This window comes from Trueperella sp. HMSC08H06 (assembly GCF_001808465.1).
GTDB classification, from domain to species: Bacteria; Actinomycetota; Actinomycetes; order Actinomycetales; family Actinomycetaceae; genus Trueperella; species Trueperella bernardiae.
On the sequence record NZ_KV793369.1, the window covers coordinates 42,447 to 69,308 of the forward strand.

The 26,862-nt window shown below is 64.3% G+C and carries 19 protein-coding genes and 2 pseudogenes; 15 read left to right on the forward strand and 6 right to left on the reverse strand.

What is annotated here, in order from left to right; all coding sequences use genetic code 11:
• Positions 1-89 precede the first annotated feature (89 nt).
• The 6 genes and pseudogenes from HMPREF3174_RS07990 to HMPREF3174_RS09585 all read left to right on the forward strand — a co-directional run.
• The gene (locus HMPREF3174_RS07990; RefSeq protein WP_070448348.1) at positions 90-2,666 is read left to right on the forward strand and encodes a type I restriction-modification system subunit M; all 2,577 of its coding nucleotides are present in this window, start codon (positions 90-92) and stop codon (positions 2,664-2,666) included.
• A complete protein-coding gene (locus HMPREF3174_RS07995) occupies positions 2,667-3,896 on the forward strand; it encodes a restriction endonuclease subunit S (RefSeq protein ID WP_070448349.1) in 1,230 nt (409 codons plus the stop codon).
• Between the two features lie 21 nt (positions 3,897-3,917).
• On the forward strand, positions 3,918-4,109 hold the full coding sequence (locus HMPREF3174_RS08000; RefSeq protein WP_070448350.1) for an antitoxin VbhA family protein: 192 nt from the start codon (positions 3,918-3,920) through the stop codon (positions 4,107-4,109).
• Between the two features lie 191 nt (positions 4,110-4,300).
• The gene (locus HMPREF3174_RS08005) at positions 4,301-4,921 is read left to right on the forward strand and encodes a restriction endonuclease subunit S (protein ID WP_070448351.1); all 621 of its coding nucleotides are present in this window, start codon (positions 4,301-4,303) and stop codon (positions 4,919-4,921) included.
• On the forward strand, positions 4,918-8,106 hold the full coding sequence (locus HMPREF3174_RS08010) for a type I restriction endonuclease subunit R, EcoR124 family (RefSeq protein ID WP_070448352.1): 3,189 nt from the start codon (positions 4,918-4,920) through the stop codon (positions 8,104-8,106). The genes HMPREF3174_RS08005 and HMPREF3174_RS08010 overlap by 4 nt, the downstream gene beginning before the upstream one ends.
• 285 nt (positions 8,107-8,391) lie before the next feature.
• Positions 8,392-9,021 (forward strand): annotated as a pseudogene (locus HMPREF3174_RS09585) (site-specific integrase); the annotation flags it as partial.
• A 122-nt stretch (positions 9,022-9,143) separates the two neighbouring features.
• Here HMPREF3174_RS09585 and HMPREF3174_RS08015 read toward each other — a convergent pair.
• On the reverse strand, positions 9,144-10,406 hold the full coding sequence (locus HMPREF3174_RS08015) for an O-acetylhomoserine aminocarboxypropyltransferase/cysteine synthase family protein (protein WP_070448353.1): 1,263 nt from the start codon (positions 10,404-10,406) through the stop codon (positions 9,144-9,146).
• A 238-nt stretch (positions 10,407-10,644) separates the two neighbouring features.
• Positions 10,645-12,315, reverse strand: a complete 1,671-nt coding sequence (locus HMPREF3174_RS08020; protein ID WP_068538846.1) for a dolichyl-phosphate-mannose--protein mannosyltransferase — start codon at positions 12,313-12,315, stop codon at positions 10,645-10,647.
• Here HMPREF3174_RS08020 and HMPREF3174_RS08025 point away from each other — a divergent pair.
• Positions 12,314-12,868, forward strand: coding sequence for a metallopeptidase family protein (locus HMPREF3174_RS08025; RefSeq protein ID WP_306452656.1), 555 nt, complete (start codon positions 12,314-12,316; stop codon positions 12,866-12,868). The genes HMPREF3174_RS08020 and HMPREF3174_RS08025 overlap by 2 nt on opposite strands.
• Before the next feature lie 389 nt (positions 12,869-13,257).
• Positions 13,258-14,079 carry a 16S rRNA (cytidine(1402)-2'-O)-methyltransferase gene (gene rsmI / locus HMPREF3174_RS08030; protein ID WP_070448354.1) on the forward strand — a complete coding sequence of 274 codons (822 nt, stop codon included), beginning with the start codon at positions 13,258-13,260 and terminating at the stop codon, positions 14,077-14,079.
• Positions 14,080-14,600: 521 nt separating this feature from the next.
• On the opposite strand, the pseudogene HMPREF3174_RS09675 reads toward rsmI, so the two are convergent.
• Positions 14,601-15,179: pseudogene (locus HMPREF3174_RS09675) on the reverse strand (isochorismatase family protein); the annotation flags it as partial.
• A gap of 207 nt (positions 15,180-15,386) precedes the next feature.
• Between HMPREF3174_RS09675 and metG the strand changes: the two are divergent.
• The 7 genes from metG (at position 15,387) to HMPREF3174_RS08070 (ending at position 23,752) form a co-directional block, all read left to right on the forward strand.
• A complete protein-coding gene (gene metG, locus HMPREF3174_RS08040; protein ID WP_070445695.1) occupies positions 15,387-17,192 on the forward strand; it encodes a methionine--tRNA ligase in 1,806 nt (601 codons plus the stop codon).
• Positions 17,192-18,151, forward strand: coding sequence for a TatD family hydrolase (locus tag HMPREF3174_RS08045; RefSeq protein ID WP_070448355.1), 960 nt, complete (start codon positions 17,192-17,194; stop codon positions 18,149-18,151). Before metG ends, HMPREF3174_RS08045 begins: the two co-directional genes overlap by 1 nt.
• Positions 18,152-18,384: 233 nt before the next feature.
• Complete coding sequence (locus HMPREF3174_RS08050) at positions 18,385-19,500, forward strand: aggregation-promoting factor C-terminal-like domain-containing protein (protein WP_062613994.1); 1,116 nt, start codon at positions 18,385-18,387, stop codon at positions 19,498-19,500.
• Positions 19,501-20,379 (forward strand): 16S rRNA (adenine(1518)-N(6)/adenine(1519)-N(6))-dimethyltransferase RsmA, encoded by an 879-nt coding sequence (gene rsmA / locus HMPREF3174_RS08055; RefSeq protein ID WP_062613995.1) that lies wholly within the window; start codon positions 19,501-19,503, stop codon positions 20,377-20,379.
• 35 nt (positions 20,380-20,414) lie between these two features.
• Positions 20,415-21,317 carry a 4-(cytidine 5'-diphospho)-2-C-methyl-D-erythritol kinase gene (locus tag HMPREF3174_RS08060; protein WP_070445694.1) on the forward strand — a complete coding sequence of 301 codons (903 nt, stop codon included), beginning with the start codon at positions 20,415-20,417 and terminating at the stop codon, positions 21,315-21,317.
• Positions 21,317-23,191, forward strand: a complete 1,875-nt coding sequence (locus tag HMPREF3174_RS08065; protein ID WP_180947737.1) for an ABC-F family ATP-binding cassette domain-containing protein — start codon at positions 21,317-21,319, stop codon at positions 23,189-23,191. Before HMPREF3174_RS08060 ends, HMPREF3174_RS08065 begins: the two co-directional genes overlap by 1 nt.
• 36 nt (positions 23,192-23,227) lie before the next feature.
• Complete coding sequence (locus HMPREF3174_RS08070; protein ID WP_062613997.1) at positions 23,228-23,752, forward strand: MarR family winged helix-turn-helix transcriptional regulator; 525 nt, start codon at positions 23,228-23,230, stop codon at positions 23,750-23,752.
• Between the two features lie 162 nt (positions 23,753-23,914).
• Here the strand turns inward: HMPREF3174_RS08070 and HMPREF3174_RS08075 are convergent, their stop codons facing one another.
• The 3 genes from HMPREF3174_RS08075 to HMPREF3174_RS08085 all read right to left on the reverse strand — a co-directional run bounded on the left by HMPREF3174_RS08075 (position 23,915) and on the right by HMPREF3174_RS08085 (position 26,778).
• Entirely contained in the window at positions 23,915-25,126 is a 1,212-nt protein-coding gene (locus HMPREF3174_RS08075) for an ABC transporter permease (RefSeq protein ID WP_070448356.1), read from the reverse strand.
• Complete coding sequence (locus tag HMPREF3174_RS08080) at positions 25,126-26,085, reverse strand: ABC transporter ATP-binding protein (RefSeq protein WP_068538756.1); 960 nt, start codon at positions 26,083-26,085, stop codon at positions 25,126-25,128. Before HMPREF3174_RS08080 ends, HMPREF3174_RS08075 begins: the two co-directional genes overlap by 1 nt.
• An 87-nt stretch (positions 26,086-26,172) precedes the next feature.
• The gene (locus HMPREF3174_RS08085; RefSeq protein ID WP_068538757.1) at positions 26,173-26,778 is read right to left on the reverse strand and encodes a TetR/AcrR family transcriptional regulator; all 606 of its coding nucleotides are present in this window, start codon (positions 26,776-26,778) and stop codon (positions 26,173-26,175) included.
• Positions 26,779-26,862: the final 84 nt, after the last annotated feature.

Here is a 26,862-nt window from a genome sequence, read left to right on the forward strand (position 1 = left end):
CCTGCTCAGGTGCCCGCTTCTCCTCCAGTAACATGGCAAGCAGCATGTCGGCGTTGGTGCCGGAGTCGAAGTAGAATGTGGGTTGAGTGATGAATAAGCAGGAGCTTGCTTCCAGGATTTGGAAGTCTGCGAATCGTATGCGCTCGAAGATCGAGGCGAATGAATATAAGGACTACATTCTTGGCTTCATTTTCTACAAGTTCCTGTCTGAAGAGCAGGTGGCGCGGCTGAGGCGGGACGGGCTGGATGACTTGACGGCGCTGACGGAGGACGACGTCGAGATCGTCGAGTACACCCGAGACCTGTGTGGCTACTTCATTTCTTACGAGAACCTGTTTGGCACGTGGCTGGCCAAGGGCAATGATTTCGGCATCGATAACGTTCGCGACGCGCTCTCCGCGTTTAGCCGCAACATTGACCCGGCTCGCAAGAAGGTCTTCAACGGCATTTTTGACACGCTTCAGTCGGGTCTTTCGAAGTTGGGTACGGATGCCCGCGCCCAGTCGAAGGCGGCGCGTGACCTCATCTACCTCATCCAGGACATCCCGATGGGGGGCAAGCAGGACTATGACGTGCTGGGCTTCATCTACGAGTACCTCATCTCGAATTTCGCGGCGAACGCGGGTAAGAAGGCGGGCGAGTTCTACACGCCGCACGAGGTGTCGTTGCTGATGAGTGAGATTGTGGCCTGGCACTTGCGGGACCGCGAGAACATCGAGATTTATGATCCGACCTCCGGATCTGGTTCACTGCTCATCAACATCGGCGCGGCCGTGGCTCGCCGAAATGGGAGCAAGGACAACATCAAGTTCTTTGCGCAGGAGCTGAAGCAGAACACGTACAACCTCACCCGTATGAACTTGGTGATGCGCGGGATTCTGCCGGACAACATCGAGGTCCGTAATGGTGACACGTTGGATGCGGACTGGCCGTGGTTTGAGTCGGAGGAGAATAAGGAGGAAACCTATAACCCGCTGTTTGTGGACGCGGTGGTGTCGAATCCTCCGTATTCTCAGCAGTGGGAGCCGGAGGACAAGGAGCTCGACCCGCGCTTTGCGAACTATGGTGTGGCCCCGAAGTCGAAGGCGGATTACGCGTTCCTGCTCCACGATCTTTTCCACTTGAAGCCTGACGGCATCATGACGATCATTTTGCCGCACGGCGTGCTTTTCCGTGGCGGTGAGGAGGGCAAGATCCGCCAGAACCTGCTGGAGCGCGGCCATGTCCAGGCGGTGATCGGCTTGCCGGCGAACATTTTCTATGGCACGGGTATTCCCACGATCATCATGGTGTTGCGCAAGGCGAGGACGGAACGCGATGTCCTGATCGTGGATGCCTCGAAGAACTTCGTCAAGGCTGGAAAGCAGAACGTGTTGCGTGCTTCGGATATCCAGCGGATTACGGACACGGTGGCGGGATGCCGCGAGGTGGACAAGTTCAGCCGCTTGGTTTCACTCGAGGAGATCCGCGCTAACGACTACAACCTCAACATCCCTCGCTACGTCGATTCCTCGGAGCCGGCGGAACCATGGAACCTGCACGCCCTACTTTTCGGTGGCATTCCGGCGGATGAGTTGGGCAGGCTGGCGCCGTTCTGGGAGGCGTGGCCGGGTCTGCGGGAGAAGCTGTTTGACGTGAGCGGGGACGCGATCGCGGCCCGGGATGTCGACGTTGAGGAGGTTGTGTCCAACGACGACGCCGTGGCCGCTTTTCGTTCGGGCTTCGGCCAGGCTGTGGGTTCCTTCCCAGCCCACATCAAGAAGCGCCTCATTGACGCGCGGATGGGTGTCAACGCGCTCGCGGAGCAGGGGATGTTCGCGGCGTTGCTCGAGGAGTCGCTGGATGGCATCCCGCTTATCGACTACTACGATGCGTTCCAGGTTCTCGACGAGGCATGGGATGAGATGGGCCAGGATCTTGAGATCATCCAGACCGAGGGGGACTCGGCGATCACTGCCGTGGCGCCGAACATGGTGGTGCGGAAGAAGAACGGTAAGGAAGTGGAGGTCCAAGAGGGATTCGTGGGAAGGATCCTGCCGTTCGAACTCATCCAGCGCAGGCTGCTGAGCGACGAGCTGGGCGAGCTGGATGATTTGAAGCGCAGGGCTGCCGAGGCCGGGGAGGAGCTGACTACTTTGTTTGAGAGTCTACCCGAGGACGCTCCAGACAACCTATTCAACGAGGCCAAGTCTGCGTTTGCGCGCAAGGGTGTAGTCGATTACCTCAAGGCTGCGGGCGTGAAGCCGCGCGCGGTGCCGGAGGACTTCCCGGAGGAGTCGGCGGAGAGGATCGCCCTGCAGGCGAAGGCGTTGCTGGAGTCGAAGAGTGGGCTCGATAGGGAAGTCAAGGCTGCATCGCGAAAGCTTGAGGACGACACGAAGGAGCGGTTGGAAGGCTTGAGCGTGGAGGAGGGCCTGGTGCTCCTCCATGACAAGTGGAGCTCGCCTCTCATGGATGGTCTGGCCGGCCTGGCTGAGGCTAAGGTTGCCGAATGTGTGGCGGCTGTGCGTGCGCTCGCGAAGAAGTACGAGTCCACCTTCGCGGACGTCTCCCAGGAGATCGCCGACACCGAGCGTGAGCTCTCCGCGTTGCTCGGCGACCTCACGGGTAGCGACGCCGACATGGAAGCCATCGGCGAGCTCGAGCGCCTGCTCGGGGGTGAATAAATGCCTGAAGAAAGGAATGTCCCGCAGATCCGTTTCAAGGGGTTCACGGATCCTTGGGAACAGCGTCAGCTGGGTGAGGTTTGCACGTTCCGGAAGGGGCAGGGCTACAGTAAAGCGGATGTTTCCGACAAAGGCACACCGATTCTTCTGTACGGGCGACTGTATACTCACTATCAAACCTGTATTCGAGGTATTGATACCTATGCGGATGAACGTGCGGATTCGGTGATCTCTCGAGGAGGAGAAGTCCTTGTTCCGGCATCCGGTGAGAGTGCAGAAGAAATCGCGGTCGCCGCATCGTTGGATAGACCAGGAGTCATTCTTGGCGGTGATCTCAATGTCGCAACTCCGTCGGGTGTCTTGAAACCAGAGTTTCTTGCTTATGGAATCACCTACGGTCCTGCACATCAAGATCTTGCGATGCGTGCTCAGGGTAAATCAGTAGTTCATGTCCATAATTCAGATATCGCTGAAGTTCAAATCTGCTATCCGGTTCCTGACGAGCAGAATCTGTTTTCGACCCTGTTTATACGTCTGGACTCTCTCATCGCCCTTCATCAGCGTAAGCTCGACAAGTTGACGAAGGTCAAAAAGTCTCTATTGGAAAAAATGTTCCCGAAGCCCGGTTCGGATGTTCCGGAGATCCGATTTGCTGGATTTACGGACCCTTGGGAACAGCGTCAGCTGGGTGAGATTGCCTCGATTGTTGGTGGTGGCACGCCTGATACTACTAACCCCAAGTACTGGGATGGAGACATTGATTGGTATTCGCCCGGTGAGCTGGAGGGCAAAGTTTTTCTTTCTGGCAGTTCGAGAAGGATTAGCCGAGAGGGCCTAGATAACTCGTCTGCGAGACTGCTACCGGCGGGCCGTACGGTATTGTTTACGAGTCGTGCAAGCATTGGGCTTACTGCTCTGCTGACGAGACCAGCGTGTACGAACCAAGGATTTCAATCGATTGTCGTAAACCCAGATGCTGATACCTATTTCGTCTTCTCAATGACTCGGAAGATTAAGGCGTACGCAGAGGAAAAAGCTGCTGGCTCGACCTTCTTGGAAGTGTCTGGTAGGCAGTTGGTCATGATGGATCTGTCACTTCCCGGGCCAAAGGAGCAGGCTCGGGTTAGCTCAGTTTTTGCGGGGCTCGACCGCCTCATCGCCCTTCATCAGCGTAAGTTGGACATGCTCGGGAACGTTAAGAAGTCCCTGCTCGAGAAGATGTTTGTCTGAGATTGCGAGCTGAAGTCCGTAATGGAGGTCAACGTGGATTGGGAACGCGCCATGGAGGAAGCTCTTCATTCCTGCGAAATGGCGGACGCATACGTGTCCACGCGGTTCCGAGAGGATTCGGATGAATGCGTCAAGGGCGAGATCTCGATCGGGGAGCTGGTGACACGGACGGGGTGTCAGTGGATTCCGGAAGGCTTGCAGGCCGATGAGTGACAAGCTCGGGGCTCCGTGGATCGGTGGAGAGGTTGGGGTTACGCCTCGTGTCATTGACGCGGAAGGCCTCCCGGCAGGTATGGAGGGACTCGGGTGGCCTTAGGTAAAGACCTGCCCTTCGCATCGTCGGCATGTTGTGTTGAAAATGAGCTAGATTCAGTATTTGTCTCGCTTGGCCGGATGGAGGGCGCATGATTATCGGCACTTCGGTCGCAAAGTGCCGGCCCACTTGGGAACAGTGTGAGCTGGGGCATCTTGGACATGCTCAATCGGGATTTGGTTTTCCTGAGGTAGAGCAAGGCGGGACTCGAGGCCTGCCATTCTTCAAGGTGTCTGACATGAATATTGAGGGAAACGAGACCGAGCTACGTGGTTGCAAGAACTATGTGACGCCGGGACAAATCGTGAAAAATCGCTGGCAGCCGATTATGGACGTGCCTGCAATCTTCTTTGCGAAGGTGGGGGCAGCTGTCATGCTCGAAAGGAAGAGGCTGGTCACCGAGCCATTTTTGCTTGATAACAATACGATGGCCTTCTCCTTGGCCGGTCGTGTTCACGTACGTTTCGCGCAGGCCCTTTTCTCCGGTATCAAGCTCACGAGCCTGATACAAATTGGTGCCCTGCCGTCTTTCAATGCTGCTGATCTTGAAGGACTGACAGTTCGTGTGCCGACTGATATCAACGAACAGAGGAGCATAGGTGAGTTGTTGCACGCTGTCGACCGCCTCATCGCCCTTCATCAGCGTAAGTATTCGCACTCCAAAAACCGACTTTCAACCCTGCGTCCGCTACAAGTAAAGGAAGTCTCATGACGTTTGAACGTGAATCGGACTTTGAAGAGGCCGTCATCGAGGTCCTGAAGCAGAACGGCTGGAACGATTCGGGCGGCGTGCTGAAGAATCCGACTGAAGAGGATCTCATCCGGAACTGGGCCGATATCCTGTTCGCTAACAATAAGCACAGGGATCGGCTCAATGGCGTGCCGCTCACGGATAGCGAGATGGCCCAGATCCTCGACAAGGTCCAGGAACTCCGCACCCCCTACGCGCTCAACGCGTTCATCAACGGCAAGACGGTGTCGATCAAGCGCGACAACCCGGATGATCCCGAACACTTTGGCAAGGAGATCAGCCTCAAGATCTACGATCGGCAGGAAATCGCTGCGGGTGACAGCCGGTACCAGATCGCCCAGCAGCCCAGATACCCCGCACACAACCGCATTCGCAACGACCGCCGGGGAGACCTGTGCCTACTGATCAATGGCATGCCGGTCATCCACATTGAGCTCAAGCGCAGCGGGGTGGCAGTTAGCCAGGCCACGAATCAGATCGAAAAGTACTCCCACGAAGGGGTATTCACGGGCATCTTCCAGCTCGTCCAGGTGTTCGTGGCGATGACCCCCACCGAGCTGAAATATTTCGCGAACGCCGGCCCGGACAGGTTTAACCCCGCCTACTTCTTCCATTGGGCGGACGTGAACAACGAGCCGATGTGCGCGGGAGGCGACACCACGTCGCACCCGTGGAAACGCGTCACGGAAAAATTGCTCTCCATCCCGATGGCCCACCAGCTCATCGGCTTCTACACCGTGGCTGACGCCGCGGACGGTTCCCTCAAGGTGATGCGAAGCTACCAGTACTACGCGGCAAGTGCGATCTCGAACGTCGTGCGCAACCACGACTGGAAGACGCCGCCGCTCGCCGGCCAGAGCGGCCACCTTGGCGGCTATATCTGGCACACCACGGGCTCGGGCAAGACTATGACGAGCTTCAAGTCCGCCCAGCTCATCGCCGATTCTGGTGACGCCGACAAGGTCGTCTTCCTCATGGACCGCATCGAACTAGGCACCCAGTCCCTGAGGGAGTATCGGGCTTTCGCTGACGACGCTGACGACATCCAGGGCACCAGAAGTGCCCTTGAACTCAGGGAGAAGCTCCTCAGCTCGAGCCCGTCGGAGAAGCTCATCGTGACCTCGATCCAGAAGATGAGCAAATTGAAGATCGACGGCGACATGCTCCGGCAGCACGACGTTGAGAAGCTGGCACGGAAGCGAATCGTGTTCGTCGTCGACGAGGCACACCGTTCGACGTTCGGTGAGATGCTGCAGACGATCAAGCAAACGTTCCCAAACGCCCTCTACTTTGGGTTCACTGGCACGCCGATTCTTGCCGAGAACAAGAAGAAGGACACGACCACGTCGATGGTCTTCGGCTCCGAGCTACACAGGTACAGCATCGCGGACGGGATTCGCGATGGCAACGTGCTCGGCTTCGACGTCTACCAGGTGACCACGTTCAAGGACGCGGACGTGCGCAAAGCGGTGGCACTGGAGAAGGCGAAGGCATCGAACGTCGACGAAGCGCTGGCTGACACGCGCAAGAAGGAGGTTTTCTACCGCTACATCAATGAGGTGCCGATGGGGCCGTCACAGGACGAGCTCGGCCGATCCCGAGAATCGATCGAAGGGCACCTCAGCCAGGCCCAATACGGGGACGACACGGCACACAAGGACATGGTCGTGTCAGACATCCTCGACCAGTTCCAGATCCTCAGCCATGGCGGGAAGTTCCACGCGATCCTCGCCACCAGCTCCATCCCTGAGGCGATCACCTACTACCGCAAGTTCAAGGAACAGGCACCACACCTCAGTGTGACCGCTCTCTTTGATCCGAATGTGGACAACTCCGACGGCGCGATCGTCAAGGGAGATGCGCTCGTGGAGATCATCGAGGACTACAACGTTCGCTATCGCAAGAGCTTCACGATCCCTACGTGGGCGCTGATGAAGAAGGACATCGCGGCACGCCTTGCACACAAGACTCCCTACGTCACGATCGATAGGGATCGGGACGAGCGGATCGACCTCCTCATCGTGGTTGATCAGATGCTCACCGGCTTCGATTCGAAGTGGGTCAACACGCTCTACCTTGACAAGATCATCCTGTTCGAGAGCATCATCCAAGCCTTCAGCCGCACCAACCGCGTGTTCGGGCCGGACAAGCCGTTCGGGACCGTACGCTACTACCGCAAGCCGCACACGATGAAACGCAACATCGAGGCGGCGGTAAAGTTGTATTCAGGAGAAAAGCCGCTCGACATCTTCGTCCAAAAACTCCCCGAGAACATCGACCTCATGAACGAGCAGGCGGCGGCCATCCGCAACCTCTTCGAGGTTGCCGGCGTGGCCGACCTCAGCCGCCTGCCCGACACCGACGAAGAACGCAAGATGTTCGCCAAGATGTTCATCGAGTTTGACCGGGCCCTTGAGGCCGCCCGGATCCAGGGCTTCACCTGGGACACGTCCACCTACGAGTTCATCGACGACGACGAGCGCCAGGTCACCCGCACGGTCGCCATCGACGAGCGAACCTACCGCATTATGGTCCAGCGCTATAAGGAGCTCTTCTCGGCGGGCGGATCCGCGGACACCTCCGTGCCCTACGACCTGGCCGGCCACACCATCGAAAACGACACGGAACGCATCGACGCGGACTACATGGAGCTTCGATTCACCAAGTGGCTCCGGGCGCTCAATTCCGGTGACCCGAACCTAGGGGCGATCGCCAACGAACTCCATCGCTCGTTTGCCGCACTGAGTCAGGAAGACCAACGCCACGCACAGACCCTGATTCATGACATCGAGTACGGGCGTGCCGTCGTGGAGGAAGGTCAGACCCTGCGCGACTGCATCAACGCCTACGCCAAGCGAACCGAGAACGCGCAGGTGGCGCAGGTGGTCGACGGTTTCGGGGTGGACAGGTCGGCCCTCGAAGAGCTTCTCCGCCTGAGGCTGACCGAGAACAACCTCAACGAGTTCGGGCGCTTCGACGAGTTGGCCACCACGATCGATGCCAGCCGCGCTATCCAGTTCCTCAGCGAGCACGGCTCGAGTTACGCCAGCGTCTTCCGGGCAAAGATGAGGGTGCGGACCCTTCTCAAGGACTTCGTCCTCGAAGGCGGCTTCGACCTCGAGGAGCGGATAAGAATGGAGGGTTAACAACACCTTTTGCTTTCTTCATCAGCGTAAACGATCAACTGAAGAAAGAGGCGATGACACGTGCAGATCTCCAATGATAGAAACGCTCTGTTTGCTACCTACTACGCGGAATGGGTGCAGATCTACAAGGAGGGCGCAATCCGTGAGGTCACGATGGACAAGTACCGCTTGTCTCAGGCGTGGCTCAAGCGGCTCGCGCCTGACCTCCTGCTCAAGGACCTCAACCGCATCCGCTACCAACAGCTCATCAACGCGTATGCCGAACACCACGAGCGCCAGACCACGATGGACTTCCACCACCAGTTGAAGGGCGCGATCCTCGACGCCGTGGACGAAGGTTTTATCCCGCGCGACCCCACGCGCAAAGTCATCATCAAGGGCAGGACTCCGCGTCAGAAGAAGATCAAGTACCTCAACCAGTTCGAGCTCCACTCGGTGCTAGCCAACCTGGAGCTCGGCCCGGAGCCGAGCTGGGACTGGCTCATCCTCCTCATTGCCAAGACAGGTCTGCGCTTCAGCGAGGCCCTCGGCCTCACCCCGAACGATTTTGACCTCGCTCACCAGAGCCTCTCCGTCAACAAGACGTGGGACTACAAGCGCAAAGGCGGGTTCGTCCCCACTAAGAACGCCTCGTCGGTCAGGAAGGTTCAGCTCGACTGGCAGTTGGTTATGCAGCTGTCAGGGCTAGTGAAGGATCTTCCTGCCGACGAGCCGATCTTCGTCAAGGGCTCGGTCTACAATTCCACGGCCAACGCTGCGCTTGCTCGCCACTGTGAGGCGGTGGGTGTTCCCGTCATCACGATCCACGGCCTGCGCCACACGCATGCCTCGCTGCTCCTCTTCGCGGGTGTGTCGATCGCGAGCGTATCGCGCCGCCTCGGGCACGCGAGCATGACGACGACGCAGGAGACTTACCTCCACGTCATCAAGGAACTGGAAAACCAGGACATCGACATCGTCATGCGTTCGTTGGCCTCCCTAGCGTGGCGACTGCAAGGCGTCTGGTTGGGCCGGCGTCGGCCGGCCCAACCAGGCCCCTACAGCACCGCGAGCGCCTGCGCGATGTCTTCGAGGATGTCGTCCACGTGCTCCAGCCCGATCGAGATCCGCACCAGCCCCGGCGTGATGCCGGCGGCTGCCAGCTCGCTATCGGTCAGCTGCCTGTGCGTGCTCGACGCGGGGTGCAGTACGCAGCTGCGCGAGTCGGCCACGTGGACCTCGCGGGTAACCAGCTTGAGCGCGTCCATGAAGCGGGTGCCGCGCTCGCGGTCGCCCAGGTCCACGCAGATCACGCCCGAGTACCCGCCAGACAGGTACTTGTTCGCCAGCTTGTGGTAGGCGAAGGACTCGAGGCCGGGGTAGCGGACCTCCCCAACCTCCTCGCGCCCCTCAAGGAACCGCGCCACGGCGAGCGCGTTCTCGCTGTGCCGGGCCATTCGCAGGCCCAGCGTTTCGAGGGACAAGTTGAGCAAGAACGCCGAGTGCGCCGCCGGGTAGGCACCAAAGTCGCGCTGGAGCTGGGTGCGGGCCTTGACCATGTAGGGCGCCGCCGCATAGTCCTTCGTGTACACCACCCCGTGGTATGACTCGTCCGGCTCGGTGAAGTCGGGAAAGCGCCCGTTCGTGTAGTCAAACTTCCCGGCGTCGACGATCATGCCGCCCACCTGCACCGCGTGCCCGTCCATGTACTTGGACGTGGAGTGGATGACGACGTCGGCGCCCCACTTAATCGGCTTGCACAGCGCGGGGGTGGCGAACGTCGAGTCGACGATCAGCGGCACGCCGGCCCCGTGCGCCACGCGGGCAAACTTCTCGATGTCGAGCACCGACAGCAGCGGGTTCGCGATCGTCTCACCGAACAGGGCCTTCGTGTTGGGCTTGATCGCCGCCGCGATCTCCTCCTCCGGCACGCTCGGGTCCACCCAGATAACCTCGATGCCGAACTTCGCCAGCGTGACCGAGAACAGGTTCGCCGTGCCGCCATACACCTCGATCGACGACACAAGTGAATCACCTGCCGAGCACAGGTTGAGGACCGCCATGAGGGTGGCAGCCTGACCGGACGACGTCGCCATTGCTGCCACTCCTCCTTCCAGCGCCGCGACCTTTTCCTCCACCGCCATGACGGTGGGGTTCGCGAAGCGCGAGTAGATCAGCGCGTGCGTGGGCTCGTCAAAGACGCCCGCGATCGAGTTGGCCGAATCGAACGTGTACGTGGTCGACTGCACGATCGGCAGCTGGCGCGGGTCGCCGTCGCCGGGCTGATAACCTGCGTGAATGTATTTGGTGTCGTCCTTCATGGGGCTCTCCTTTTTTCACGACGCCGTCGCCACGGCGCCCTTGATGCTCCACCTTAGTCCCGGGTCGGTTTTAGTTCTGCGCCGTGCACCATGTGGACGGGGGAGTGTCAGGGTCAGTCCGACAGAAGTCGTGAAAATACCGGCTACCGATTTCTATAGAAGCCAGGTCCACGCCAGGTTCACGAGTTGTGCCGCGGATCCCGGCAGACACCGGCTGCCGGGCCCGCCGCGACCGCTTCTAGACCCAGCTGGGTAGCCACATGTGGAGCTTCCAGAACCAGCGCGGAATCGGAGTGCCCCACCACAGGGGCATCCAGAACAGGGCGGCCACCACGATCAGGCCCACGACCACCGCGATGAGCACCCACGCCTTGCGCGTCCGCGGCAGGGGGCTCACCACCGAGGGCAGCATCTCGTGAGGGCCTGAGGCGAGCGGGGCGACGGTGTCGTCGGTGACCTTGATCAGGCGCAGGGGAGGGAGGGTGCGCGCGGCCCAGCCGACCCCGTACGCGAGCGCGAGCGCCACAAACGGAAGGAAGGCCACGGCATAGAACTGGTAGATCGTGCGGTCGAGGTAGAAGAACCACGGCACGTACATCGCCAGATAACCGGACAGGATCGCCCAGGCGCGCCAGTCGCGGCGGATGGCCGCAGCGATCACCACGATGAGCGCCAGTGCGGCGAGCCACCACACGAACGGGTTGCCCACCGAGGTGATGGCCATGACGCAGTCGTCGCTGGGGCAGGAGCCGGCGGGGACGTCGTCACCGGCGCGCCAGAAGAAGGACACCGGGCGGAACTGGATGATCCACGCCCACGGCTGGCTCTGGTACGTGTGTGGGGAGGACAGGCCCCGGTGGAACTCCATCGTGGCCTGGTGCCAGTGGAGGAAGGAGTTCACCACCCCGGGCGCCCACGGCAACGGCAACTGCGCGGTGTGCTCCACGGCCCACTGGCGATCCCAACCGGAGGGGGAGGCGAACCAGGAGAACCAGGACGCGACGTAGGTGACGATCGCCGTGGGCACCAGCTGGAAGAACGCCGGCACCCCCTCGCGCCACAGCCCCGCCCCGATCCACAGGCGCGCCCCGATCGCACGGCGGGCGGCCAGGCCCCAGAAGAAAACGAGCAAGCCGAAGACCGCCAGCGCATACGCCCCTGACCACTTCACCCCGCACGCGAGCCCCACGAACACGCCCGCGAGGATGAGCCACGGCCGGAAGGCGACGTGGGGGCCCCAGACGTCGTCCACGCGGCCCGGGGAGCCGGTGGGCCAGGCCACGCGGGCGGCGAGGCGCTCGCGGGCGTAGTCGCGGTCGCGCAGGATCGCCCAAAAGCCGGCGAGCACGAAGAACGTCACCATGTTGTCCAGCAGGCCCGTGCGGGAGAGGGTGATCCCCATGCCGTCCAGCGCCATCGCCAGGCCGGCGATCGCGGCGAGCGGCACCGAGCGGAACAGGTGCAACGCCACCCGCACGAGGATCGCCACCGCAATCACACCCAGGATCGCGGTGGTGGCGCGCCAGCCGAAGCCGTTGTCGTCGCCGAAAAGCCGCATCCCCACGCCCATCAGCCACTTGCCGAACGGCGGGTGGACCCAACGGTCGGGGGCGGTTTCCATGGCGGACAGGTCCCCGTTCACGAACAGCGCGTTCTGGTCCTCGCCCTCCCAATTGCGCTCATACCCGAAGTTGAGCAGGGAAAAGGCGCCCTTGACGTAGTAGGTCTCGTCGAACACCATCGCGTGCGGGTGGGTTAGGCGCGGCAGGCGCGCTAGCGCCGCGATGAGCGTGGCCAGGGCCGTGACAATCCACCCCTGCAGCCGCAGCTGCGCGGGCAGGCTCGCCCCCTTCGGCAGCAGGCCGAGCAGGCCCCGAAGCTCGTTCTCACGGCGAAGGTGTGCATGCATGGTGTCCACGGCCAAAGTCTACGCAAAGGCACGGCGGGCTTCGAACGACGCCGGAGCTCGGCTTGCGTACTGGTGGCGCGGGGTGGGCGCGGGGCGGGCGCTGGGCGGGCGGGGGCCGGGCGTCGTCGCCTGGCGCTGGATGTGGCGTCCGCTTTCGGGGCGGGCCGGATTCTGGGAAACTGGGTGCATGGTTGAGATGACCGAAGAGCGATTCGAAGAGCTTGTAGCCGACGCCCTGGACGAGATCCCGGACGAGTTCGCGCAACGGCTGGAAAACCTCGTGTTCCTTGTGGCCGACGAGCCGAACGAGGAGCAACTCAAAGAATCCCAGGGGGAGGACCTGCTCGGGCTGTATGAGGGGATCGCGCTCACCGACGGCGACTTCTTCGGCTACGCCGAACCCAACCGCATCTGGATCTTCCGCGGGCCCACCCTGCGCATGTGTGAGACGGAGGACGAGGTGGCCGAGGAGGTCATGGTGACTGTCTTCCATGAGGTGGCACACCACTTCGGCATCGAGGAGGACCTGCTGTGGGAGACCGGCTGGGCGTAGCGCGGGCGCGGGGCCGGCGGGTGCGTGGGGCGCGGCGCAGGCAAGGCCGGCGAAACTGGGCATAAAAAATGCGGACCTCTTTGTCCGCCTCTTTCATCCGGTTGCCCGGCCTAGTGTTTTTGCTTAGCGACCGAAGATTTCAGCCTGGACTGACTGCTCGAGTGCACGCGCTTCGGTGATGTAAGCGTTGGAGCGCTCGTCCTTGTTGCTTGCAAAGATCTTCCATGAAATTGCCATGGTGTTTCTCCCTATTTAATTGTTGAGGTGAAGCCAAAATCTTCGACTTCCCGACCTTTCGGTCACTTCCAAGTATAGCCCCGCGATGCAACGGTGTGAAAAAACTTGCCCGGTCTCACACTGCGCGAAATCCGGCGTTATAGGGTGGAGCCATGATCGTGCTAGCTGCAACGCCTCTTGGCAACGACGACGACGCCTCGCCCCGCCTCCGCGCCGAGCTCGAGGGCGCCGACCTCATCGCCGCCGAGGACACCCGCCGCCTCCTGAATCTCGCCGGCCGTCTCGGCATCACCCTGCACGGCAAGGTGGTGCCCTACCACGAGCACAACGAGTCGGAGGTGGCCCCGCAGCTCATCGAGGCGTCGCGAGAGGGCCGGCGAGTGGTGGTGGTGAGCGATGCCGGCATGCCTTCGGTGTCCGACCCGGGCTACCGGCTGGTTTCCCTCGCCGCCGCGGAGGGCGTGCCCGTCACGGTGGTGCCCGGGCCGTCCGCAGTCCTCACGGCCCTCGCTCTGTCCGGGCTCGCCTCTGACCGATTCACCTTCGAGGGTTTCCCGCCGCGCAAGGAGGGGGAGCGGCGCCGCTACTTCGAGTCACTCGCCGCCGAGCCCCGCACGATGATCTTCTTCGAGTCCCCGCGCCGGCTTGTTGCCACCCTCACCGCGATGCGTGACGAGCTCGGCCCGGACCGCCGGGCCGCCGTCTGCCGCGAGCTGACCAAGATCTACGAGGAGGTCAAACGGGCCACGCTCGCCGCGCTCGCCGACTGGGCGGAGGGTGTGCGTGGGGAGATCACGATCGTGGTGGAGGGTGCACCTGCCCACGTCACGGCCGACGCTAGCGCCCACGTCCCCGAAGTCCTGGCGTTGCACGAGGCCGGGCTCCGCCTCAAGGACGCCGCCGCTCACGTTGCCGCCCGCGAGGGCCTATCGAAGAATGAGCTGGCCAAGCTCGCCCTGGCCGCCAAGCAGTAATCCCGTGGGTCCTGCCGGCAAGAGGACCCGCCCTAGCCACTGAGACCAGCCGTTTATGGCTGGAAATCGATGTCTGAGAAGTCGAAATCGTCGTCGTCGGCGTCGCCGGAGAAGTCCACGTCCTCCAGGTCAAGGTCAAAATCGGATAAATCGTAGTCGGAGAGGTCCTCGCCGAGCTGGACCTGGTTGGCCAGCGTGTCGAGCTCCTCGTCCTCCCCGTCGGAAGTCAGCTCGGCGTCGGAGTCCTCGTCGTATTCGTCGCGTACGAAGTCGTCCCGGTCGAGCGCGGCCCCGCGGCGGGGTTCGTCGTCGCGGTAGTCGGCGGCGCCCCACTCGTCGTCTTCGAGGTCATCGGCCAGGCCGTCGCCGTCCAGGTCGTTGTTCTCCAGGTCGTCCCAGTCCTCGCGAGACCAGGCAGACTCGTCGTCGTCCCAGTCGTCCTTGTTCCAGGCTTCCACGCTGTTGCCTTCGCCGTCGTCGTAGCCGGGGATCGGTGTGTCCTCGCCCTCCTCGTAGAAGCCGAAGGCCTCACTCGAGGAGATCTGCTCGATGCCCGCCTCGTCCATTTCCGCGCGGGCCGCCTCGCCCAGCTCCTCGCTGACCGGCACGGTCAGGTCCGAGAACACGCGCACGGGCCACCCGGCGCGTAGCGCGTCGAGCGCGGTTTCTTTCACGCAGTGCGACTCGGCGATGCCGACCACGTCGATCGCCCCGACCTCCGCCTCCCGCAGGATCCGCTCCAGGGTGTCCCCGTCCTTGTTCACGCCCTCGAACCCGGAGTAGGCCGCGGCGTATTCGCCCTTCTTCACCGAATCATCGAAGGGGAGGGAGGCAACGGCGTCGTGAAGCTCGGCTTCGGGCGTGCCGGCAACCCCGTGCGGGGGCCAGGTGTCCACGAAGTCGGGGGTGTCGGAGAAGTGCGTTCCCGGGTCGACGTGCCAGTCCTGGGTGGTGACGATGAGGTCGTATTCGTCGGCGTGGTCGGTGACGAAGTCGGCGATGCGTTCGGCGCAGGCGTTGCCGCCCACCACGCCTAGCGCCCCGCCCTCGCAGAAGGTCGGCTGGACGTCAACGATGATGAGAGCACGATTTTCGGACATTGTTCCTCCTCAGTATGACCCGATTCTACCCGCTTCCCCCCCCCCGTGCCCGTCGCCCGGCCCTCACCGTGAACGACGACGCCGTCCGCGCCTGTCACGCCCGCGGCTCGGCGTGCGGCCGCACCGAGGCGACGCACGCGGGTCGCTCGCGCCACATCGGCTCGGGGCCGGTTTCGCTGATCCGCGCGCAAAGGTTACCCTTGAAGCATGTCTAGGATCCTTTCAGCTGTTGCTTGGCCGTATGCAAACGGGCCACGCCACATCGGCCATGTTGCCGGGTTTGGTGTGCCCTCGGATGTATTCTCGCGTTACATGCGAATGCGTGGCCATGACGTGCTGATGGTGTCGGGCACGGACGAGCACGGCACCCCGATTCTGGTGGCTGCCGACAAGGAGGGCGTGACCCCGCAGGAGCTGGCGGACAAGAACAACCGCATCATTGTGGAGGACCTGGTCAAGCTGGGCCTGTCCTACGACCTGTTCACGCGCACCACCACCGGCAATCACGAGCACGTGGTGCAGGACCTGTTCCGTGGCTGCCGCGACAACGGTTACATGCTGGTGGAGACAACGCCGGTGGCGATCGACCCGAAGACGGGCAACACCCTGCCGGACCGCTACATTGAGGGTACGTGCCCAATCTGCGGCGCCGCGGGCGCGCGCGGCGACCAGTGCGACAACTGCGGCAACCAGCTCGACCCGCAGGACCTCATCGACCCGATCTCGAAGGTGTCCGGCCTGGCGCCCGAGTTTAAGGAGACCGAGCACTACTTCCTTGACCTGCCCGCGCTGGCCGACTCGCTACGCACGTGGCTCGACGGCGTGGAGGAGGACGGCAAGTGGCGCCCGAACGTCATTGCGTTCTCCAAGCATTTGCTCGACGACGTCCGCCCGCGCGCGATGTCGCGCGACATTTCGTGGGGCATCCCGGTTCCGGGGTGGGAGGATAAGCCGAACAAGCGGTTGTACGTGTGGTTTGACGCCGTCGTCGGCTACCTGTCCGCGTCGATTGAGTGGGCGAGGCGCCGTGAGGCGGCTGGCACGGGCTCGGCGGAGGACTGGAAGCTGTGGTGGACGGACCCGGAGGCTCTGTCCTATTACTTCATGGGTAAGGACAACATTGTTTTCCACTCGCAGATTTGGCCGGCGGAGCTGCTGGCCTACAACGGCGAGGGTGCGAAGGGCGGGGAGCCGGGCGGCATGGGCCGTCTCAACCTGCCCACCCAGGTGGTGGCCTCGGAGTTCCTCACGATGGAGGGTAAGAAGTTCTCCTCGTCGAAGAATGTGGTGATCTACGTGCGTGACGTGCTCGAGCGCTACCAGCCCGACGCTCTGCGCTACTTCATCTCGATCGCCGGGCCGGAGAATCAGGACGCGGACTTCACGTGGTCGGAGTTCCTGCGCCGGAATAATTCGGAGCTGGTGGCCGGCTGGGGCAACCTGGTCAACCGCACGGCGGCGATGATCGCGAAGAACTTCGGCGAGATCCCGGCCCCGGGCGAACTGGAGGACATCGATCGTGAGTTGCTGGACGCCGTCGGCGCCGGCTTTGACACGGTGGGCGATCTGATCGCGAACCATTCGCAGCGCGCGGCCCTGGCCGAGATCATGCGCCTGGTGGGGGAGGCGAACGCCTACGTGGCGCGCACCGAGCCGTTCAAGCTCAAGGCTCCCGAGCAGCGTGAGCGTCTGGCCACCGTGCTCAACACGCTCATCCAGGCCGTTTCGGACCTCAACACGATGATGTGCGTCTTCCTGCCGCACTCGTCGAACACAATCGACGCCGTGCTCGGCGGGGCTGGCGACATCGCGCCGATGCCGCAGATTGTGGAGGCCACGGACCTCGACACCGGCCACCCGTACCCGATCATCACTGGCGACTACGCGGGTGTTCGCGCATGGGAGCACCGCGCCGTGGTGCCGGGCACCCCGATCGCGAAGCCGAAGCCGGCGTTCGTCAAACTCGACGAGTCGATCGTGGCTGAGGAGCTCGAGCGCCTGGGGATCGAGTAGTGGGCGATTCGGCGTCGAAGAAGGACCGGCGGCGGGCGTTCCCGGACATCCCGGCCCCGCTCGCGGTCCCGATTGTCGACAACCACACCCACATCTACCCCGACCCCGCGCCCGACCCCGGCCAGGTTACCCCTCTCCAGCGCCTCAATAACGCCGGGGTATGGAAGCCGCCGATCCTGCTGGAGAACCTGCGGGAGGGCATGGCGCGTGCGGGCGTGCGGGCCGCGATCACGTCGGGGTGCGAGTACCCCGCGCTCGAGTGGACGGTCGAGCTCTCCCGCACCTGCCCCGAGATCTGGGCGGCGCTCGCGATCCACCCCAACGAGGCCGCGATGCACGCGGGCGTGCGCGAGGTGGCACCCGACGGGCTCGAACCGCGCGTCGAGGAACACCATGCGATCTCGCTTGAGGACGCGATCGGGCGGGTCGCCGCACTGTGCGCCGACGACGCCGTGGTGGCAGTCGGCGAGACCGGCCTGGACTACTTCCGCACCGGCGAAGAGGGCAAGACCGCACAGAAGCGCTCGTTCAGGGAGCACATCGCGCTCGCGAAGGAGCTGGGCAAGCCGCTCCAGATCCACGATCGCGACGCGCATGCCGACGTTGTCGACATCTTGAAGCGCGACGGCGCGCCCGAGCGCACGGTGTTCCATTGTTTTTCCGGCGATGCCGACCTCGCGGCCGTGTGCCGCGAGTACGGTTGGTATGCCTCGTTTGCCGGGCCGGTGACGTACCCTGCTAACGCGTACTTGCGCGAGGCCTTCGAGGCGCTGCCGGACGAGCTGGTGCTCGTGGAAACGGACGCTCCCTACTTGACGCCGGCGCCGTACCGCGGGCAGCCGAACGCGGCGTGGGCAGTGGCTTACACCGCCGCCCACCTGGCTGAACTTCGGCTCATGCCGCTGACGGACTTTTGCGCGAAGCTGGATGCGACGACGCGCGAGGTTTACGGGATCTGACACCCAGCCTTCGCCCGCACAGGACTGGTGGTCGAGTAAGATCTCGCACTTTCTGCTTGCGGTTGATAACAATTTGATTACAATCGATTTCGTTGATGTAACTTTCGCTGGGCGCACACCCGTGCGCGTGGACTGGAGACGTTTTGACAGATCACTCGACCAATCGTGGCGTGGCCTTTGATGCCTCACTTCTGGCTACTCCTCCGAAGCCGGGTTCGCGCCGCGCCCGCCGCATGGCCGAACGTGTAGCCGGCCAGGCCGCCCAGCATGGTTCCGCTTTCGCCCAGACACCTGACACGGCGGAGATCCCGGCCGTCACCCGAGTGGTGACCTCCGGCGCGATGCCGTACGCCGAGCACATGAACTTCCACCTGGTCACCTCCCGTGCGGCTCACGCCCCCGCGCGTAAGCCGCGCCGTTACACGAAGGCGATGCACGTGGCCGGTGCTGCCTCCCTGGCCGTTTTCGCGGCCGGGGGCACGGTTGGTTTCCCGGCGCTGACCGCCCCGCAGGTGGAGCAGGCCGTGGCGGCCGTCGTTGACGCTCCGGAGGAGGCCCCGAGTGCGACGGCCGGCACCGTCTCCTTCGATGTCACCGTGGATGGGCAGACCACCCGCGTCGTCGCCTCCGAGGGCGACACGTACGCCGCGGCGCTGGCGAACGCCGACATCTCGATCGCGGCGCGCGACGAGGTCTCCGTCTCCCTGTCCGACACCGTGACCACCGCCCCGATCACGATCGCCCGCGTCACGAACACCACGGTTTCTGAGGAGTACACCATCGCGTTCGAGACCGAGCGCGTGGAGACCGCCGAGCTTCCCAAGGGCGAGGAAGAGGTTGCCACGGCTGGCGTGGAGGGCAAGGGCACGCGCACATACCAGGTCACCTCGCGCGACGGCGCGGAGAGCGCCCGCATGCTCCTCGTCGAGACCGTCACCGCTGAGCCCGTCAACGAAGTCATCAAGGTCGGCACCCGCGAAGAGATCCAGCCGGAGCAGGCCGCGACGTCGGCCGCCGCCTCCGCGCCCGCGTCCGCCCCGGTCCCGGCCGGCTCCTCACGCGAGATCGCTCAGGGCATGCTCGCCTCCTACGGTTGGGGCATGGACCAGTGGGCGTGCCTTGACGCGCTGTGGCAGCGCGAGTCGGGCTGGAACTCCCAGGCAGCGAACCCGTCCTCGGGCGCGTACGGCATCCCGCAGGCGCTGCCCGGTTCGAAGATGGCCTCCGCCGGCGCCGACTGGCAGACCAACCCCGCCACCCAGATCTCCTGGGGCCTGGGCTACATCGCTGGCCGCTACGGCAGCCCGTGCGGGGCGTGGGGCCACTCCCAGGCGCGCGGCTGGTACTAAATGCTGCTCGGGCCCGTTCAGATTCACGAGCTCGTTGACCGCCTCGGCATCCGGCCAACCAAGACCCTCGGGCAGAACTTCGTTCACGACGCCGGCACCGTGCGTCGCATCGTTCGCGACGCCGGCGTGGCGGCTGGCGACCAAGTGCTCGAGGTCGGCCCCGGGCTCGGCTCGCTGACATTGGCAATCCTCGAGGCGGGCGCCTACCTGTCCGCCGTGGAGATCGACCCGCCGCTGGCCGCCGTGCTCCCCGAGACGGTCGCGTCCTTCATGTCCGACGCCGCCGGCCGCTTCGCCGTGCTCCGCGAGGACGCGCTCAAGGTTCGTCGCGGGGATCTGGCTGTGCCGCCCGAATACGCCGAGGCCCACCCGGGCGCTTTCGAGCCCACGCACCTGGTGGCCAACCTGCCTTACAACGTGGCCGTGCCCGTCATCCTCACCCTGCTTGAGGAGCTGCCCTCGCTGCGGTCCGTGACTGTCATGGTCCAGCTCGAGGTGGCCGATCGCCTGGCCGCCGCTCCGGGCTCGCGCGTCTACGGCGTGCCCTCGGCAAAGGCTAGCTGGTATGGGGACGTGCGGCGCGGGGCGAAGATCTCCCGCAACGTCTTCTGGCCGGTCCCGAACGTCGACTCTGCCCTCGTCCACCTCGAACGCCCCGCCGTGCCGCGCTTCCCCGAGGAACTCCGGGCCGGAGCGTTCGCCGTCGTCGACGCCGCCTTCGCCCAGCGCCGCAAGACCCTGCGCTCGGCCCTCGGCACGTGGGCTGGTAGCCCGGCGCAGGCCGAGTCGATCTTGCGCATCGCCGGCGTGGATCCCGCGTTGCGCGGGGAGCGCCTCGCGATCGAGGACTTCGTCAAGATCGCTCGCGCCGCCCGCTAGGCCCGCCGCCGGCGAGAACCGCTAGAATACGACACGTGCAACGAGTCTTAGTTTCCGCCCCCGCAAAAGTGAACCTGGCCCTGCGCGTCGGCGGCCCGCGTCCCGACGGCTTTCACCCCCTCGACACGGTCTTCGAAGCGATCGACATCTTCGACGACGTCGAGGTACGGCCCGCGCCCGAGCTCACCGTGTCCATCTCTGGGCTGGGGGAGGACCTACCGACCGATGAGTCGAACCTGGCTATCCGCGCCGGCCGTGCTCTGCAGTCCCGCGCGCGCGAGGTGGGCTTGGACTGCCCGGCCGGCGCCAACATCCGCATCACCAAGCGCATCCCCGTGGCCGGGGGGATGGCCGGGGGTTCCGCCGACGCCGCCGCCACCCTCGTGGCCCTCAACGAGCTGTGGGGGCTCGGGCTGAGCGCCGAGGAGCTGCGGGCGATTGGCGGGGAACTGGGCTCGGACGTGCCGTTCGCGCTCATGGGTGGCCTGGCCCACGGCGTCGGGCGCGGGGAAGAACTTGCGCCGCTGCGGGCCGGGGCGATGCATGCGTGGGTGCTGCTCACGCGCGAGCACGGCCTGTCCACGCCCGCCGTTTTCCGCCAGTTCGACGCGATGTACCCAGGTGCGGGCGAGCCCGCCGACACCGCCGAATTGCGTGCCGCTCTCGCCGGCCCCGCGATCGACACCGTGGCCGCCCTCCTCGCCAACGACCTCCAGGCCCCCGCCTGCGCGCTTCGCCCCGAGATCGGCGCGGAGATTGAGCTTATCGAAGCCGCCGGCCGCGCTGTCGTCCTCTCCGGGTCCGGACCCACGATCGCCGTGCTTACCTCGCCCGAGCAGGCCGAGGAGCTCGCTGCGCAGATGCGCGCCGACTTCCCCTACGACGTCCACATCGCCTACGGCCCCACCGCCGGCGCACACGTCAGGATGGCCGAGTAGTGGCGCACATCCTGGGCATGGAGGAGGTCGGAGTCTCGCTCGGGTCCCGGCCGATCGTCGGCGGCCTCAACCTCTCCCTCGAAGACGGCAACCGCATCGGCATCGTGGGCCCGAATGGTGGCGGCAAGACTACCGTGCTGCGCCTCCTCACCCGTGCCCTCGAGCCCGACACCGGCCGCGTCACCGTCCGCGGCGGCACCCGCTTCGCCGTGCTTTCTCAGCGTGACGGCCTCGACCCCGACCTCACTGTCCGCGATGCCATTCACGGGGATGCCGCGACCTTCGAGTGGGCCTCGGACGCGCGCGTTCGCGAGCTCCATGCGGGCCTCATTCCGGAGGTCGACCTCGACCGGCCACTCGGCCAACTCTCCGGCGGGCAGCGCCGGCGCGTGGCCCTGGCGGCGACGCTGGTGCGGGATGCCGACGTCGTCGTGCTCGACGAGCCCACCAACCACCTGGACATCGAGGGCGTGACCTACCTGGCCGCCTACCTGAACGAGCGTTTCGCGCGCGGGGAGGGTGCGCTAGTCGTCGTCACGCATGACCGCTGGTTCCTTGACGCCGTCTGCACGCGGCTGTGGGAGGTGGTGCCCGGCAACGACGGCGCCGGCGGGCGCGCGCCCGTGCCCGGACACGTGGAAACCTATGAGGGCGGGTATGGCGCCTACATCCTCCAGCGTGCCGAGCGGCAGCGTCTTGCGGCCCAGGCGGCCGAAAAGCGGGCGAACCTGCTGCGCAAGGAGCTGGCTTGGCTGCGCCGGGGCGCGCCCGCTCGCACGTCCAAGCCCAAGTTCCGCATCGAGGCGGCCAACGAGCTCATCGCGAACGAGCCGCCGCCGCGTGACACCGTGGAGCTGACCAAGATGGCCACCACGCGCCTGGGCAAGAAGGTGGTGGACCTTGAGGACGTGACCTTCGCCTGGCCCGGGCGGGTTGAGCCCGTCTTGCGGGACGTCACGCTGCGGCTCGCGCCCGGCGAGCGCGTGGGGATCCTCGGACGCAACGGCGCCGGAAAGTCCTCTCTGCTCGGACTGATCGCGGGCGCGCTCGAGCCGACCGAGGGCGCGGTCAAGCGCGGCAAGACGGTGGAGCTGGCGGTGCTCAGCCAGGACACGAAAGAGCTCGACGAGGTCGCTCACCGCCGGGTGGTCGAGTCCGTGGCGGACGTGGCCACCCACATGATGGTGGGCGGCAAGGAGGTCTCCGCCTCGCAGCTGGTGGAGCGGCTCGGCTTCACCCGCGAGCGTGCGTGGACTCCCGTGGCCGACCTGTCGGGTGGTGAACGACGCCGCCTGCAGTTCCTCCGCCTGCTCATGCGCGAGCCCAACGTGCTCCTGCTCGACGAACCCACCAACGACCTGGACACCGACACCCTTGCCGCAATTGAGGACCTGCTCGACACGTGGCCAGGCACCCTGGTGGTTGTCTCGCACGACCGCTATCTGCTCGAACGGACCACCGACCACCAGGTCGCCGTGATGGGTGGGCAGGTGCGCGACCTGCCCGGTGGCGTGGATCAGTACCTCCAGCTCTCCGAGGCGGCCGAGGCGGGCGCGGCTAGTGGCTTGGGCGCGGGTGGGGCGACGGCGTCGTCGGACATGGCACCGGCGGGCGCAGCTCCGCTAAAGAACGCGGCCAAGGAGCGCGAGGCGCGCAAGGACATGGAGCGCGCCGAGCGGAAGATGGGGCGCGTGCGGGACAAGATCGAGAAGCTGGGTGTGGCGCAGGGCGAGGTCGCGGCGACCGTGGGGGAGACGGGCGACTACGAGCGCCTGGCCGCCCTCGGCAAGGAAATCGTGGCGCTGAAGGACGAGCTCGAGGGCCTGGAGTTGGAGTGGCTCGAGGCGGGGGAGCGCGCCGAATACTACGGGTGACTTCACGTTTATCTCGATGTGAAGTAAACTCTCGGCATGGACAAGCACGATGAGGTGGACCGCGTTGTAGCGGCCTGGCGCGCCCAACGCCCCGACTTTGATGTCGAGCCCCTGGAGATTTTTTCCCGGCTCTTGCGGGTGAACCGGCACTTTACGAAGGTGCGCAAAGCGGTCTACGCGCGCCACGGGCTCGAGACCTGGGAGTTTGAGATGCTCGCCGCCCTGCGCCGCGACCCCGCCCACGTACTCACGGCCGGTCAGCTCATGAAAGACACGTTCGTCTCCTCCGGCACGATCACCAACCGGATCGACCGCATGCAAGCCCGCGGGCTGGTCAAGCGCAAGTCAGCTCCCGACGACGGGCGCGTGGTCAAGGTGGCCGCCACGAAGAAGGGACTCACGGCTGTCGACGAGGCGATGGCCGACCTGCTTGAGATCGAGCACGATATCCTGGCCCAGTTCGCCGACGAACAAAACGAGCGGGCAGCCGGCTACCTGCGCGACATGCTGCTCACCCTCGTAGACCTGAAGATCAAGCCCGCGGAGCCGGCCGGCAAGTAGGCGCGGCCCCGCGCGGCCTGCCGCCGGGCCACGGCGTGCATCTGCTGCACTAAACCGCAAGATGCTGCACTAAATTACCGTAAATTAGTGCAGCATCTTGCGGTTTTGTATAGCATCTGCGGAAATCCGGGGCTTCCGCCACGGCGGGGCAGGGCCGCCGCCTTACTGGCCGCGGAAGCCCTGGGCCAGGGAGAGTCGCTTGCCCGTGTGCAGGATCGAGTTGGAGTAGATCTTGCCGGCCACCATCGCCACCAGCGGGATCGCCACCAGGCCCAACCCGGCCGCGAGCACCATCTCACCCACCGGCACCGCGCCGTAGGCCTGGCGCACCGGGATCATGAACGGGCTGATGCCGGGAATCATGGACATTACCTTCGTCCACACCGAATCCGGCGCGGAGGGCACCATGAACAGGGCGAGGTAGAACGGGATGAGCATGCCGAGCGTCAGCGGCGTGGTGACCGCGCCCAGGTCCTCCTGGCGCGAGGCCAGTGAGGCGAAGGCGCCCATGAGCATCGCGTAGAAGAAGAAGCCTAGGATCAGCCACACGAGCATCCAGCCCAGGTAACTGCCGATGTTGATCGAGAAGTTGACGCCGGCAATCTGGAGGCCGATGTAGATCGACGCGCCAAGGATAGCGAATTGTACGAGCAAGAACGCGCCAATGCCGAGGATCTTGCCGAGCAGGAGCGTGCGCGGGCGTACCGAGGTCAGCAGGATCTCCACCACGCGCGAGGACTTTTCCTGCACCACGCCGTTGGCGATCGTGGTCATGCCCATCATGATCATCATGAACAGGATCAAGATGCCCGCGAGCGAGGTGAAGTAGCCGACCGGGTCGGTCGCCATGAGGAAGCCCGAGTCGAAGGAGACGAACGTGGGCATCACGGCCACGGAGGCGGCCAGCTCGCCGTAGTCGGCGTCGGTCAGCGTTACGCCCTTCGATTCGACCAGGTAGGCGGTGGCGGCCAGGTTCGTCACGTTCGTGACCACCGGATCCACGCCCTCAGCCGCGTTGCCGGGCACCATCAGGCTGGGATCGCCCGGTGTGCCCGTGAGCACGGCCGCGTTGGGTTCGTCCGCCTCGTGCCGGGCTTCGAGGTAGGACTTGGCGCCACCCGAGTCGATCGGCTCGGTCGCGATCGAGCCCGCCCCTACCTTCTCCAGGTAGGGCGCGTAGTCGCTCATTTGCTCCTCCACGGCGATGGTCACCGTGTCGGGGTCGGCCGGATCGGAGCCGGAGTCGTCGTTCAAAAAGTAGCGGGCGGCAAAGCTACCAAGAAGGATGAGAGCCGCCATGACCGCGATCGAGATAACCATGGCCTTCGAGCGTGCCATCGTGGTGAATTCGCGCTTCATGATGTGAACGAGCATTACTTCTTACCTCCAAACAGGCCAAGGAGGCCCTTCTTCGGTTTCGTCTCTTCGGGCTGCGGTTCGGGCACCTGGACGATGTTGCCAAACAGGTCGGTGAGCGTGGGTCGCACGTGCGTAAACCCGTGGACCGCGCCGGCGCCCATCGCCGCCTGCAGCACCTGCTGGTCGGTGACCGCTCCCGTCAGCCGCACGCGCACGTGGTTCCGCTCCACCTCGGGAGTAAGACCAAGCCCGCGAATGGCGCCAGCCGTGGCGGTGGCGTCGGGAACCTCGAGCTCAAGGAGCGTGTCGGAGCCGGAAGAGCGCAACTCGTCGATCGTGCCCTCGGCGGCGATCTTGCCGAGCGAGGCGATGCCCACGCGGTCGCACAGGCGCTCCACCAGATCGAGCTGGTGGGAGGAGAAGACCACCGTGGCTCCGGCCTCCGCCTTTTCGCGCAACACGGTGCTCATGTCGGCCACGGCGAGCGGGTCGAGGCCGGAGAAGGGCTCGTCGAGCACCAGCACCTCAGGGTTGTGAACGAGGGCCGCCGCGAGCTGCACGCGCTGCTGGTTGCCGAGCGACAGGGCCTGGACCTCATCGCCGCGGCGCATGTGAACGCCGAGCCGCTCCGTCCAGTACTCCATCGCCGTCCTCGCCTCGGATTCTGACAGGCCGTGCAGGCGCGCGAAGTAGATCAGTTGCTCGCCCACCTTCATCTTCGGGTACAGGCCGCGCTCCTCGGGCATGTACCCAAAGCGCTGGCGGTCCTCGAAGGTGAGCGGCTTGCCATCGCGCGAGACCTCGCCCGAATCGGTGCTGAGCACGCCCAGGGCGATGCGCATCGTGGTGGTCTTGCCGGCGCCGTTGGAGCCGACGAAACCATAAAGCTCGCCTGGATGAACGGTGAAGTTCATCCCGTCAAGCGCCTGGGTCTTCCCAAAGCGCTTGTAGAGTTGGTGAATGTCAAGACTCATGATCCTCCTTAGGGTTCGTGCGAGCCTATAGGTCAAGGGTAGCGCGGCGGGGTGCGGGCGGCGGGAACGCGGCTCTGATCGCGCTACTTACTCGCGCCCCGAAAGCTCTAGGGTCGGTTCGTGCTCCAGCCCGCGCAGCCCGTTCCACATGAGGTTGACCAGGTGGGCGGCGAGGACCTCCTTCTCCGGCGCCTTGTCATTGGCCCAGATCTGGCCCATCGTGCCCACCGCGCCAGCCAGCATCTGGGCGTACAGCGGCGCCGTTTCCACGTCGAAGCCCAGGTGGTCGAAGTAGGCGGCCAGCAGCTCCGTGAGGTATTCGCCCATGTCGGACATGATCGTGGAGAACTGCGCGCCCGCAATCGCCTGCGGCGACTGGTGGACCAGCAGCCCGAAGCCATCCGGGTTGACCTCGATGTAGTCGAGCATCGCCAGGATCGAGCCTTCGAGCGCCTCGCGCGGGGCGAGTGCCGGGCGGACCTTTTCTTGTAGCAGCTCGTACAGTGCCGTGGTCTCCCGGTCCACGATCACTTGGTACAGGCCTTCCTTGCCGCCGAAGTGCTCGTAGATGACCGGCTTGGATACGCCGGCCGCGGTGGCAATCTCCTCCACTGACACGGCGTCAAAGCCGTGGGCGGCAAACAGGTGGCGGCCGATGCCGATCAGCTGTTCGCGCCGTTGAATACGCGACATCCGTGAACGCTTTGGCCGAGGATCTGCGGTGGGCTCAGTTGTCATGTTCCCATTATCTCAAATGCCACCGACATTGCTAAGACC